The sequence below is a fragment of the Candidatus Methylobacter favarea genome, assembly GCF_902806695.1.
Taxonomy (GTDB): Bacteria; Pseudomonadota; Gammaproteobacteria; order Methylococcales; family Methylomonadaceae; genus Methylobacter_B; species Methylobacter_B favarea.
In genome coordinates this window covers 1-3,595 of sequence record NZ_CADCXN010000029.1, presented here as the reverse complement: position 1 = coordinate 3,595, position 3,595 = coordinate 1, and the positions used below count along the sequence as shown (strand labels likewise).

Annotated in this window: 4 protein-coding genes and 1 pseudogene; 2 read left to right on the top strand and 3 right to left on the bottom strand. The window is 43.8% G+C overall.

Annotated features, from left to right (window positions below; all coding sequences use genetic code 11):
• Positions 1-327 precede the first annotated feature (327 nt).
• Positions 328-753: pseudogene (locus tag HUX64_RS02690) on the top strand (ATP-binding protein); the annotation flags it as partial.
• Here HUX64_RS02690 and HUX64_RS02685 read toward each other — a convergent pair.
• Together HUX64_RS02685 and ssb are read right to left on the bottom strand one after the other, a co-directional pair.
• Positions 704-1,102, bottom strand: a complete 399-nt coding sequence (locus tag HUX64_RS02685; protein WP_174624702.1) for a transposase — start codon at positions 1,100-1,102, stop codon at positions 704-706. The pseudogene HUX64_RS02690 and the gene HUX64_RS02685 overlap by 50 nt on opposite strands.
• Positions 1,103-1,209: 107 nt before the next feature.
• Positions 1,210-1,665, bottom strand: coding sequence for a single-stranded DNA-binding protein (gene ssb, locus HUX64_RS02680; protein ID WP_174624701.1), 456 nt, complete (start codon positions 1,663-1,665; stop codon positions 1,210-1,212).
• A 202-nt stretch (positions 1,666-1,867) separates the two neighbouring features.
• Here ssb and HUX64_RS02675 point away from each other — a divergent pair, with 202 nt between their 5' ends.
• A complete protein-coding gene (locus HUX64_RS02675; RefSeq protein WP_174624700.1) occupies positions 1,868-2,104 on the top strand; it encodes a CCDC90 family protein in 237 nt (78 codons plus the stop codon).
• A gap of 176 nt (positions 2,105-2,280) precedes the next feature.
• Here the strand turns inward: HUX64_RS02675 and HUX64_RS02670 are convergent, their stop codons facing one another.
• Complete coding sequence (locus tag HUX64_RS02670) at positions 2,281-2,694, bottom strand: type II toxin-antitoxin system HicB family antitoxin (RefSeq protein WP_174624699.1); 414 nt, start codon at positions 2,692-2,694, stop codon at positions 2,281-2,283.
• Positions 2,695-3,595: the final 901 nt, after the last annotated feature.

Sequence of the window (3,595 nt, the reverse complement as noted above, 5' to 3'; positions counted from 1 at the left end):
CATCGATGCGTTGGCCGCACGATATAACGACCCTGCTTTTTGACGGAAGTCTGTGGAAGGAAATAGCGACCTTTAACATCAGCCATTGCTAATTTTTACCTTTTCGAGGGGATGGGCAAAAATAGCCAATAGTGAGAGTGTTTTTGGGATATTTTGTCATCAACTACTAGGGCAAGCCCTAGTAGTTGATGCAGTAATTGATATTTCGAGGTTTAGTGTCAAAGTTACTGGCTAAATCAAAAAAATGTTAATGTATTGATTATAATGAATTAATGTATAGTTCTGGCGAAGATGGCACTTTTGGCAGCTATGTGGTAACTACCCCTTATTGGGGCACCTGGCATCGGTGAAACCCATCTTGCTATTGGCCTGGGCCTTAAGGCCATAGAGTCCGGTTACAAGGTTTGTTTCAGTACGGCACTGACCCTGATTGAAGCGCTGGAATTGGCGAAATTAAAAGGCGAGCTGAAAAAGAAGATTAATCAGCTGCTGAAATTTGATCTATTAATTATCGATGAACTCGGCTACCTGCCGATGAACAAACAGGGCATGCATAACCTGTTTCAGCTAATTAACGCCAGGTATGAATACCGGTCAATCATCTTGACGACGAACAAGGAATTTACCCACTGGGGAGAGTTCTTCTTTGACGGTAATGTCGCCGTCCCTATCGTGGACAGAATCATCCATCATTCACACATTTTTATGCTGGGAGGGGAAAGCTATCGACTGAAATCAAAACTGAATAATTAATTTTTCTCTGGAAAAGTGGCTCAAAATTAATGGCCGAAAATGGCTCAATTCTGTTGGCCTTTGACACCGCCTTTTTTAAGATTTCACGCTCCCTACCTAACTGTTCGTTTTCTTTACGTAATCGTATCAATTCAGTTTGGTCGGTCAGATTCAACACTGATTTCTTTTCGGTTGAGACGCTGGTAGGGCCTCGTTCTGCTCTAACCCAGCGGCCAAGCGCACTCAAAGATATACCCATACTCTCGGCGGCTTGTCGATGGGTATAGCCTTTTTCATTGACTAACTTGGCGGCATCTTGTTTAAACTCTAGGGTATATTCCGGCCTTTTTTGTTTACTTTTTGTACTCATTTTTCACCTCTTATCACATTATAAATCTGTCTTAAGAAGTGTCCTGTTTAATTAAACCATTACACCGGGTCAATGCGCTGCAGGTAAACGCCTGCCATAGGTGCGTTTTAAAACGGAATATCATCATCGCCATACGGGAAATCCGAAGCCGGCGGTACCGGGCCGGCCGCCGCTTTCTGCGCCGGCCGGTCAAACTTTGCCGGCGCCGCGTTATAGCCGCCGTCGCCGCCGCCGTCACGCTTGCCCAGCATGTGCATTTCATCTGCCAGGATTTCCGTCGAATACTTATCCTGGCCGCTATTATCCTGCCATTTGCGGGTCTGGATGCGGCCTTCCACATAGACTTGCGCGCCTTTTTTCAAATACTCGCCGGCCACTTCCGCCAGGCGGTTGAAAAACACCACGCGGTGCCATTCCGACGCCTCTTTTTTCTCGCCGGTCTGCTTATCTTTCCAGCGCCGCGAGGTCGCCAGATTGACCGTGGTCACGGCGCCGCCCGACGGCAGGTAGCGAACTTCCGGATCGGTGCCCAGGTTGCCGATTAATATGACTTTATTGAGCATGGTTTTTCCTTTTTGTGAATTAACATATAGTCATCATAAAGCAATTGGATAAGCCGGGTAATCGGCAAATCCATGTCTATCGCCAGCAGCTTCAACTGTTTGTAGGTGGCCGTTTTTATGCGCACGGATTTGTACTTTTCAGTAGAGTTTTGGATTTTCATACTGTGAAATATACCACACATTAACTGGAATGGGAATTGCAATGCACGTTATGTTTGACACGCAAATAGCCGTTATCGATCTGAAGTCCGCTGGATTTGACGAGCAACAAGCCCAGGCCATTATAACCGTCATTAAAAATGCCCAAGCTGATCTGGTTACCAAACGAGACCTGGTGAATTTAAAGAGAGACCTGATTATCTGGCTAGGAACAATTATCGTGGTTGCCTTTGGTGTTTTTACCGGATTATCGGAATGCGCCGCTACATCACCCACCTAAAGGAAGGTGTCTTGCGGCGCATTCCGATAAATTCTGTATTCAGGCATTGGGAAGAATGGTGCCGTGAGACTGTCAATCATAATCAACACAACAAACAAGACATTGTTGTGTTGATTATGATTGACAATAAAAAACCCGCACTAGGCGGGTTTTCATTACAGTTTAGACTTAGTTGATTAATGCACAACCAGTTCTAATGTTTTACCGATGGCATGCAAGGCGGTGGCAATCGAATCGATTTTTGATGGGTGTCTAAGCCTTAAGAGCCTTGTTACATCCTGCGGCTTTACTTCGAGTTTTCTAGCCAAGTCAACGGGGCGAACGTGTTCCGTTACCATAGCGTTCAATAACAAAACCTTCGCCCAAAGTGAAGCGCTCAGCTCGATAACTGGTTGATTTTTTGCCGGTACCGAAGGCATTGGTACCGAACGCTCATCCTCAAAATAAAATTCCAACGCAGTTTCAAGTGCGTCCTTCGCCAGTTCCAAAGCTTCATCCATTGTTTGGCCTTCTGTTAGAGCCTCTGGAACATCTTGAAAGCTAACAAAAAAACCTGTATCGGTTTTTTCTACTGTGACGGGATAACGCATACTCTGACACTCCTAATTATTGGCGATTTACTCGCTCTTTCTGGTATATAGAACGGCTACCACCTTTCAGTGATAGCCGTTTTACGATCATCTATAAATTACTTTTTAAGCTTACTCTATTCGCTCAAGCCTAGCTGTTTCACTATCGCTTTGCGTAGCGGCTCACTTATCTCAGCCGCATGTCTTGGCAGCGTTGATTGCTTGCCAGCTAAATACAATTTTGTGTGCTTTTTACCCTCTTTAAAGACAACACCTTTTGACTTCAACCATTTTGCAAACTCACTCGACTTCATCCCGCAGCCTTACCAAATTAACATGGTCAAATTATAAACAAAAATGTTTATAAAGTCGAGCCTATTCGACATAAATAACAAACATAATTTTGTTATATTTAGGGTTTCTTGCATGAATGCGACGATGAAATTCTTACAGCCCCCATTGAGTTATTTTAAACAATAACCCTTTTTAATTTTTTTACCGCTGATCTTTTGGCTGGCCAATTCTGCCGCTTGTTCCGTGGTAAGCCATTTCTTCCTCACCGTACCCGGAGAACCTACCTGTAGTTTCTTGATTTCATAATCACGATTTCTTGCACTTATCCGTCTTTTTTATCTCGGATTAACTGATTTTATAAATTCACTTTTTCTCACATTAATTGCACCTGGCGTTTTGCCTTCTCACATTAAGTGATTTTATCGATTAGAATTTCCCACTTTATTTGATTCTATCGCGAACCCAAAATTGGTAGTATGTTCGATTTATAAAATCCCAAGCTTGTGTATTTCCTTATTGAACTCATCGGCCCTGGCTGCTGGCAATTACCCATTGAAATATGCCTTGATTTCGTTTCTCCGGGCATTCAAGTGTTCACATAAAGCCGTAGTGTTATAGCCGTGCCGGT